The 7,666-nt window shown below is 72.9% G+C and carries 7 protein-coding genes and 1 pseudogene; 3 read left to right on the forward strand and 5 right to left on the reverse strand.

The features are described 5' to 3' along the window. Window positions 1-116: 116 nt before the first annotated feature. Window positions 117-1,898 carry a proteasome ATPase gene (gene arc, locus V6U81_RS14415; protein WP_334489345.1) on the reverse strand — a complete coding sequence of 594 codons (1,782 nt, stop codon included), beginning with the start codon at window positions 1,896-1,898 and terminating at the stop codon, window positions 117-119. 178 nt (window positions 1,899-2,076) lie between these two features. On the opposite strand from arc, the gene V6U81_RS14420 reads away from it, so the two are divergent. Then, window positions 2,077-2,373, forward strand: coding sequence for a ferredoxin (locus V6U81_RS14420; protein WP_334489348.1), 297 nt, complete (start codon window positions 2,077-2,079; stop codon window positions 2,371-2,373). Between the two features lie 75 nt (window positions 2,374-2,448). Here V6U81_RS14420 and V6U81_RS14425 read toward each other — a convergent pair whose 3' ends face one another. The 3 genes from V6U81_RS14425 to V6U81_RS14435 form a co-directional block, all read right to left on the reverse strand. Continuing rightward, window positions 2,449-3,021, reverse strand: coding sequence for a hypothetical protein (locus V6U81_RS14425; RefSeq protein ID WP_334489351.1), 573 nt, complete (start codon window positions 3,019-3,021; stop codon window positions 2,449-2,451). A gap of 81 nt (window positions 3,022-3,102) precedes the next feature. After that, entirely contained in the window at window positions 3,103-4,125 is a 1,023-nt protein-coding gene (locus tag V6U81_RS14430; RefSeq protein WP_420884022.1) for a tRNA (adenine-N1)-methyltransferase, read from the reverse strand. Further along, the gene (locus V6U81_RS14435; RefSeq protein WP_420884023.1) at window positions 4,122-5,213 is read right to left on the reverse strand and encodes a M50 family metallopeptidase; all 1,092 of its coding nucleotides are present in this window, start codon (window positions 5,211-5,213) and stop codon (window positions 4,122-4,124) included. Before V6U81_RS14435 ends, V6U81_RS14430 begins: the two co-directional genes overlap by 4 nt. A gap of 144 nt (window positions 5,214-5,357) precedes the next feature. Here V6U81_RS14435 and V6U81_RS14440 point away from each other — a divergent pair, with 144 nt between their 5' ends. Both V6U81_RS14440 and V6U81_RS14445 read left to right on the forward strand, forming a co-directional pair. Continuing rightward, on the forward strand, window positions 5,358-6,272 hold the full coding sequence (locus tag V6U81_RS14440; protein WP_334489356.1) for a RecB family exonuclease: 915 nt from the start codon (window positions 5,358-5,360) through the stop codon (window positions 6,270-6,272). Between the two features lie 293 nt (window positions 6,273-6,565). Further along, window positions 6,566-7,249: a response regulator gene (locus tag V6U81_RS14445; RefSeq protein WP_334489358.1), complete on the forward strand. Its 684-nt coding sequence runs from the start codon at window positions 6,566-6,568 to the stop codon at window positions 7,247-7,249. Between the two features lie 14 nt (window positions 7,250-7,263). Here the strand turns inward: V6U81_RS14445 and V6U81_RS14450 are convergent. Beyond that, a pseudogene (locus tag V6U81_RS14450) lies at window positions 7,264-7,666 on the reverse strand (glycogen debranching N-terminal domain-containing protein); the annotation flags it as partial.

Below are 7,666 nucleotides of genomic sequence, written 5' to 3' on the forward strand. Positions count from 1 at the left end.
TAGTCGCCGGCACGCGGGATGGGGGCGTGCCGACCGGCGGGCGTACGTGTCGGCCTCCAAGCGCGGAGGCCCGCGGCGCGTCGCGCGCCACGGGCCTCCGTCGGAGCTGGTCCTTCTCAGAGGTACTGGCCGGTGTTGCTGGCGGTCTCGATGGACCGGCCGGCCTCGGCGCCCTTGCCGCCGGAGACGAGCGTGCGGATGTAGACGATCCGCTCGCCCTTCTTGCCGGAGATGCGGGCCCAGTCGTCGGGGTTGGTGGTGTTGGGCAGGTCCTCGTTCTCCCGGAACTCGTCGACGCAGGCGTCGAGCAGGTGCTGCAACCGCAGCCCCTTGCGCCCGGAGGTGAGGAACTCCTTGATCGCCATCTTCTTGCCCCGGTCGACGATGTTCTGGATCATCGCGCCGGAGTTGAAGTCCTTGAAGTAGAGGACTTCCTTGTCGCCGTTGGCGTAGGTCACCTCGAGGAAGCGGTTCTCCTCGGTCTCGGAGTACATCCGCAGTACGACCGCGTCGATCATCGCCGCCACGGTGGCCTGAGGGTCGCCGCCGTGCTCGGCCAGGTCGTCCGGGTGCAGGGGCAGCCCGGAGAGGATGTACTTGGAGAAGATGTCCTTGGCCGCCTCGGCGTCCGGACGCTCGATCTTGATCTTCACGTCGAGCCGGCCGGGGCGCAGGATGGCCGGGTCGATCATGTCCTCCCGGTTGGAGGCGCCGATCACGATGACGTTCTCCAGCCCCTCGACACCGTCGATCTCGCTGAGCAGCTGCGGGACGATGGTGTTCTCCACGTCGGAGGAGACGCCGGAGCCACGGGTCCGGAAGATCGAGTCCATCTCGTCGAAGAAGACGATCACCGGGGTGCCCTCGCCGGCCTTCTCCCGGGCGCGCTGGAAGATCAGCCGGATGTGCCGCTCGGTCTCGCCGACGTACTTGTTGAGCAGCTCGGGGCCCTTGATGTTGAGGAAGAAGCTGGTGTGCTTCTCCTTGCCCTCCCGCTCGGCGATCTTCTTGGCCAGCGAGTTCGCCACCGCCTTGGCGATGAGCGTCTTGCCGCAGCCGGGCGGACCGTAGAGCAGGATGCCCTTCGGCGGCCGGAGCTGGTGCTCACGGAAGAGGTCGGCGTGCAGGAAGGGCAGTTCCACGGCGTCGCGGATCTGTTCGATCTGCGACTGGAGGCCACCGATGTCGGTGTAGCCGACGTCGGGCACCTCCTCCAGGACCAGCTCCTCGACCTCGCTCTTCGGGATCCGCTCGTACGCGTACGCCGAACGGGGTTCGATCATGAGCGAGTCGCCGGCCCGGATCGGCGTGCCGATCAGGGTCTCGGCGAGGTGCACGATCCGCTCCTCGTCGGAGTGCGAGACCACAAGCGCCCGGTCACCCGCAGCGCCCTCGGGACCCGCCAGGATCTCCTTGAGCATGACCACCTCGCCGACCCGTTCGTAACCGAACGCGTCGACGATGTTGAGGGCGTCGTTGAGCAGGACCTCCTGGCCACGCCGCAGCTCGGCGGCGTCCAGCGAGGGCGAGACGGCGACCCGGAGCTTGCGTCCGCCGGTGAAGATGTCCACCGTGCCGTCGTCGTGCGCTGCGAGGAAGACGCCGTAGCCGCTGGGCGGCTGGGCGAGCCGGTCGATCTCCTCCTTGAGCGTCACGATCTGCGCGCGAGCCTCCTTGAGGGTGCTCACGAGCCGGTCGTTGTTCTCGGTGAGCCGCGCCAACTGTGCCTGGGTGGCCGCCAGCCGCTCTTCGAGCTGCCGGACGTGTCGGGGGCTTTCGGTCAACTTGCGCCGCACCAGAGCGAGTTCCTCTTGCAGGAACGCGACCTGCGTGGAGAGATCGTGGGCTTCCTTCTCCCACCGTGCGGCGCGCGAGTCCGCGTCGTCGCTGCGTGCCACGTCCCACCTCCCCGGGGGGCTTGAACGTTCTGCCCTAACACTAGCCGCTATGCGGCCGATTCGGTCCCACGCAACGCCCTCGTCACCGAACCTTGATCGCCAAGGGACGCGTGAGGGGCAGGTCCGGGCGTTCGGGTACCGTCGGGGGGTGGGACGGGAGAACATGGGGGGTGCACCGGTGGCCGAGGTCGCGACCGACCAGTTGCAGGTCTGGGTGGACCAGGATCTCTGCACGGGTGACGGGCTCTGCGTGCAGTACGCGCCGGAGGTCTTCGAGTTCGACGTCGACGGCCTGGCATACGTCAAGGGCCCCGACGGCGAGCTGCGGCTGGCCCCGGGCAGCCGGGTCGACGTGCCGGAGCACCTGCGCCTCGAGGTGATCGACTCCGCGAAGGAGTGCCCGGGCGACTGCATCCACGTGGTGCGCGGCAGCGACGGCGTCGAGGTCGCCGGCCCGGAGGCCGAGGACGACTGACCGTCGGCAGACGACGAAGCGGGCCGCGGACGACGACGTCGTCCGCGGCCCGTGTCGGTTCCCGGGCCCGGCCGGTCAGAGCATCGGGCGGCCGACCACCGAGGCGACCAGCCGGGCGAACTCCTCCAGCCGGGCGATCTGGCCGGCGCCGCCGTCGTCGAGGGTCTTGCCGAAGCGCAGCGCGTCGTGCCGCGGCGCGCCGACGATCTCGTCGCCGGGCGGCGCCTCGTCCAGCGAGGTCAGCAGCAGGTAGACGTCGATGCTGTCGACCCGTACCTCACCGCTGTCGGACCGGGTCAGCCGCCGCCGGCAGCCGACCTCGGTGACCGTGGAGACCGGCACCACCCGCAGCGACGAGGTCATCGAGCCGGGCGGCCCCTCCCCCGGCGGCACGTCCTCGCCGTGCCAGAGCACCAGCCGGCTGCCGTCGCAGACGACGACCTCCTGCCACACCCCGTTGACCTCGTTGACGAAGCGTTCCAGCGTGAAGCCGAGCACCGACGCCCCGCGCAGCACCCCGCCGAGCGCCTCCAGGGCGATGTCCGGGTCACGCAGGTACGCCCGCGCCGCCGACTCGAGGTCGGTGTAGGGCGACCAGTCGGGGAACACGGCCGGCAGGTCGCCGCCGCCGAAGCCGGGCCGACTCATGCCACCTCCACCAGGTCGTGCCGCCGACCCGCACCGGCCGGCGGAGTCCACCCGTTCACTCCCAGCCGCCCCGCACCACCGTCACGGCAGCTCCACCTCGTCCGCGGTGGTCGGCGCCGCACCGGCGGCCTGCGCGGCCGCCGCCTGGCGGGCCTCCGCCAGTTCGCGCAGCGCCTGCTTGCGTTCGGCGTACGCCTCGGCGCCCTTGCTGGGCTTGCGGCGCCGCGGCGGGGCGGTGACGCCCGGAGCGAGCTTACGCGCGGAGACCAGGAAGGCGGTGTGGGCGATCATGCGGTGGTCCGGCCGGACGGCCAGCCCCTCGGCGTGCCAGTCGCGCACCAGCGACTCCCAGGCCCGCGGCTCGGTCCAGCCACCGCGCTCGCGCAGCGCCTCCACCAGCTCGGAGAGCTGCGGGGTGGTGGCCACGTAGCCGATGAACACGCCGCCGGGCAGCAGCGCCCGCTCGACCATGTCGAGGGTCTCCCAGGGGGTGAGCATGTCCAGGATGATCCGGTCGAAGCCGGTCTCCGGGCAGTCGGCGACGTCGCCGACGTGCAGCTTCCAGGCCGGGTGCGGGGCGCCGAAGAACGCCTCCACGTTGCGCCGGGCGATCTGGGCGAAGTCGTCGCGCATCTCGTAGGAGTGCAGCTCGCCGCCGGTGCCGACGGCGCGCAGCAGCGAGCAGCTCAGCGCGCCGGAGCCGGCGCCGGCTTCCAGCACCTTGGCGCCGGGGAAGATGTCGCCCATGGCGACGATCTGCGCGGAGTCCTTGGGGTAGATGACCTGCGCGCCGCGCGGCATGGAGAGCACGTAGTCCGACAGCAGGGGACGCAGCGCGAGGAACGCCGTCCCGCCGCCGGAGGTGGTGACGACGCTGCCGTCGGGCTGCCCGATCAGCGCGTCGTGCTTGAGGATGCCGCGGTGGGTGTGGAACTCCTTGCCGGGTTCCAGGATGACCGTGTGCATCCGCCCCTTCGGGTCGGTCAGCTGGACCCGGTCGCCGGGGCGGAACGGCCCCCGGTGCACCGGGGGCAGCTCCGGGATGGCGGCGGGCACCGGCGTGCCGTTCTGGGCCGGGAGGGCGGGGGGATGTGCTGCGGTCACCTGTTCATCTTCCGTGTGGGTTCGAGGACCTGTGCGAGATCCGCGATGTGCAGAACGCCGACGACATCTTCGCCTGACGTCACCACGTACCGTGCGCCCGGGTGGGCCCGCACGGCCGCCATCACCCGCTCGCCGTCGAGCCCGGCCGGCACGGTGGGCAGTCCGGCCAGCGACCGGGCCACCGCGTCCACCGCCACCCAGGGCCGGCGTTGCGGGGGTACGGCGTCCGCCGCCGCCTGCTCGACCAGGGCGACCGGCCGACCGGCACCGTCGAGCACGGCGAGCGCAGCCCCGGGCGGGGCCTGGGCGTCGCGCCGACGCTGGGCCTCGGCCAGCGGGGTGCCGGTGGGTACGCCGAAGATCGGGCGGGCCAGCCGGGACAGGTCGATCAGCGGGACCCGGCGGCTGATCCGGGCGTACCGGACGGACTGGCCGGCGCCCCGCCAGAGGGTGAGCGCGACCAGCAGCATCAGCGGCAGCGCCAGGGGGACGAGGAGCTCCTCGACGGTGAGCCAGACGACTCCGACGGCGGTGGCGACCGCGACGGCCCGGCCCACCCAGCCGGCCACCTCGGTGGCCCGGTGCCGGTCACGGGTGGCCGCCCAGACCGCGGCGCGCAGCGCCCGGCCCCCGTCCAGCGGCAACCCGGGCAGGGCGTTGAACAGCGCCACGATGACGTTGCTCAGCGCCACCTGCAGGGCGAGCTGGTGGGCCAGGGTGTGCGGCGGGAGGGCCAGGGTGGCGGCGACGGCCAGCGCGCCGAGCACCGCGGAGACCGCCGGACCGGCCAGCGAGACCAGCAGCTCCACCCGGGGGGTCGGGGCGTCCCGGTCCAGCTCGGTGTAGCCGCCGAGCAGCTCCAGGGTGATCCCGCGCACACCGATGCCGAAGTGCCGGGCGGTGAGGGCGTGGCCCAGCTCGTGCAGCAGCACCGACCCGAGCAGCGAGATCACGAACCCCAGGCCGATCAGGTAGCCGCCGAGCGGGGGCAGGCCCAGCCGGTCCCGGGCGAACTCGGCGTACGCCACGGTGATCAGCAGGGTGAGCAGCAGCATGGAGACGTTGAGGCGCAGCGGCACCCCGAACACCCGCCCGACGGTCACGCTCGTGCGCCGGCCGGGCCGGCGCGGGGCGCGGGTGCGGGTCTCCACCGGCCCGATGCTACGCGGTGGAGATCATGCACCGGTGCGGCGATCACGGCGCTGTCACACCGGTGCCCTAACCTTCGGGGCATGACGGCGGAACCGGTGATCGACCAGCAGGACACCCCGGCGGCAGCGTTGCCCGCCACAGTCCGGGCGTCGCTGTCGCCGTCCCGGGCGGCGGATTTCAAGACCTGCCCGCTGCTCTACCGGTTCCGCAGCATCGACCGGCTGCCCGAGCGGCCGACCGTCGAGCAGGCCCGGGGCACGCTGGTGCACGCCGTGCTGGAGCGGCTGTTCGATCTGCCGGCGGGCGGGCGCACCCCGGACGCCGCGGGTGACCTGGTCGCCCCGCAGTGGGACCGGCTGGTCACCGAGCAGCCGGAGCTCGCCGGCCTGTTCGCCCCGGGCGACGAGGTGGGCGCCGCAGAGTTCCTCCGCTCGGCGGCCGCCCTGCTGGGGGGCTACTTCGCGGTGGAGGACCCGCGCCGGCTGGAGCCGGCCGAGCGGGAGAGCCTGATCTCCGCGGTGGTCGACGACGAGCTGCTGATCCGGGGCTACCTCGACCGGCTCGATGTGGCGCCGGACGGCGCGCTGCGGGTGGTCGACTACAAGACCGGCGGGGCGCCGCGGGAGGCGTTCGAGGCGCGGGCGCTGTTCCAGCTGAAGTTCTACGCGCTGGTGCTCTGGCGGACCCGCGGCGTGGTGCCCCGGGTGCTGCGCCTGCTCTATCTCAAGGACGCCGAGGTCTGCGACTACTCCCCCGACGCCGACGAGCTGCTGCGCTTCGAGCGCACGGTGGTGGCGCTCTGGCAGGCGATCGAGCAGGCCACCGCCCGGCAGGATTTCCGGCCGAGGCCGAGCCGGCTCTGTGACTGGTGCAGCCACCAGGCGCACTGCCCGACCTTCGGCGGCACCCCGCCGCCGTTCCCGCAGCGGCCGGCGGCCCCCGATCCGCTGCGCGACGCCCGGTCCGCCCCGGCCGCCCCCGGCGCCGACGAGTGAACCTCCGCCCTGCCACCGGAGGCCGGGAGTAACGGGCCGCCCTGCCACGGGAGGCCGGGAGTAACGGGCGGCCCGTCGCGGCGGCCGGCGGCCAGCGGCACGGCCGCCGGTGCGCCCGGCTAGCCGGGCCAGGGTCCGTTCGATCACCGCCGCCACGCACGGTTAGCTGGGCCAGGGCCGCGTTCGATCACCGCCGGCACGCCGCTCTCACGGCAGGCCAGCCGGGCGCCGCCGGCCACGGGTGGCCCTCTACGGTGGGAGCCTGCGGACGGCGAGCACGACGGGGGGCGCGGATGGGGCAGGTCACGGCGGGGCGACCGGTCCGGATCCTGCTCGCCGACGACCAGCCCCTGCTGCGCGCCGGCTTCCGGATGGTGCTGGGCACCCACGACGACCTGGACGTCGTGGCCGAGGCCGGGGACGGCCAGGAGACGGTGGAGCTGTCCCGCCGGCTGCTGCCGGATGTGGTGCTGATGGACATCCGGATGCCCCGGCTGGACGGGCTGGCCGCCACCCGGGCGATCGTCGACGCCCGCCTGCCGGTGCGGGTGCTCATCCTGACCACGTTCGACCTGGACGAGTACGTGGTGGGCGCGCTGCGCGCCGGGGCCAGCGGGTTCCTGACCAAGGACGTGCCGGCCGAGGACCTGGTCACCGCGATCCGGACGGTGGCCGCCGGGGAGGCGGTGCTCGCGCCGCGGATCCTCAAGCGGCTGCTGACCCGGTTCGCCGACGCGCTGCCCGACCCCGCGTTCACGCCGCCGAAGGTGCTGGGCACGCTGACCGAGCGGGAACGCGAGGTGCTGGTGCAGGTGGCCCGTGGGCTGTCCAACGCCGAGATCGCCGTCGCCCTGTCGATCAGCGAGACCACCATCAAGACCCACGTCGGGCACGTGCTCACCAAGCTGGGGCTGCGTGACCGGGTGCAGGCGGTGGTGCTGGCGTACGAGACGGGCCTGGTACGTCCTCAACGGTGACCCCCCGGTCACCGTTACGCCGTGCTCATGCGTCCGGATGCTTCCCTCTCCCGGGCGTTCGCCGCGCCGATGGCGTCGACCCGGCCCCACCGCCCTGGAATGTCGAGCAGCTCGATCCGGCCGAACCGCTCGGGCACCGCCGGCGCGACCACCAGATCCTCCCCGTACGGCTCGAGGCCGAGCACGGTGCGTACCAACAGAAGGGGCGCTCCGGTGGCCAGGGCCTGCGGGCTGTTCGCTGCGGGGTACGAGACCGGGTGCCCGGTCAGCTCGCGGTCGTAGCCGCCGAAGGCCTCCGGCAGGCGCCCATCGAAATACCGGGACGCGTCGATGATCCCCTCGGCGATGCGTCCCGCCTCGTGGGTGAAGCCGTAGCGCCGAAGGCCCCAGGCGATGAACGCGTTGTCGAAGGGCCAG

The sequence above is a fragment of the Micromonospora lacuserhaii genome, assembly GCF_036902735.1.
Classification (GTDB): Bacteria; Actinomycetota; Actinomycetes; order Mycobacteriales; family Micromonosporaceae; genus Micromonospora.

Excerpts from the sequence above, each read along its gene's own strand:
- V6U81_RS14440 (WP_334489356.1), top strand. The coding sequence starts at position 5,358 with ATGACGGCGGAACCGGTGATCGACCAGCAGGACACCCCGGCGGCAGCG.
- V6U81_RS14445 (WP_334489358.1), top strand. The coding sequence starts at position 6,566 with ATGGGGCAGGTCACGGCGGGGCGACCGGTCCGGATCCTGCTCGCCGAC.
- V6U81_RS14425 (WP_334489351.1), bottom strand. The coding sequence starts at position 3,021 with ATGAGTCGGCCCGGCTTCGGCGGCGGCGACCTGCCGGCCGTGTTCCCC.